A 470-nucleotide genomic window follows, 5' to 3' on the forward strand; every position below is an offset into this window, starting at 1 on the left:
AGTAACTGCGTTCGATGGGCAACAGCGTAGTTTACACTTCTTCATCGCTTCGTAATCGTTTATATCATCTCCAATGTACAACACATTTTCATAGCGCAAGTTCATTTCTTTGAGCATATTCGCCAATGGAAGCATCAATAAAATTATAGCAGCGGATCAGCATAATGAAAAATTTTATGATATATTCAATAATTTCACTGAAGTAATAACTAATGAGCAGTATGATTTAGTAAATAAGTACTGGGGGCTCTCGTGCGTTAAAACAAAAGAAGAGATGAGTGCTATATTCGGTGAATGTGAAACTATGTATAGGAATAAAAAGAAATGAGAGTATTATGGTTTTCGTATCATAAGTAATAGCTTTAATTTTTACTTGATTTTCAAGCAATCGCATAAAATCATGATTTTCCGCTTTGTCCAAAGGACCTTTTATGAGGGAGTAATAATTCTTTAATACGGGCAATGGATAT

At 33.2% G+C, this 470-nt stretch carries 2 protein-coding genes; one reads left to right on the top strand and one right to left on the bottom strand.

Annotation, left to right across the window (positions count from 1 at the left end; all coding sequences use genetic code 11):
• Positions 1-135 (bottom strand): HAD hydrolase family protein (locus AWU74_RS13620; protein WP_368853471.1); only part of this gene is annotated, 135 nt, incomplete at its 3' end.
• Here AWU74_RS13620 and AWU74_RS12200 point away from each other — a divergent pair.
• Entirely contained in the window at positions 110-328 is a 219-nt protein-coding gene (locus AWU74_RS12200; protein WP_062328824.1) for a hypothetical protein, read from the top strand. The genes AWU74_RS13620 and AWU74_RS12200 overlap by 26 nt on opposite strands.
• Positions 329-470: the final 142 nt, after the last annotated feature.

Source organism: Treponema endosymbiont of Eucomonympha sp. (genome assembly GCF_001028545.1).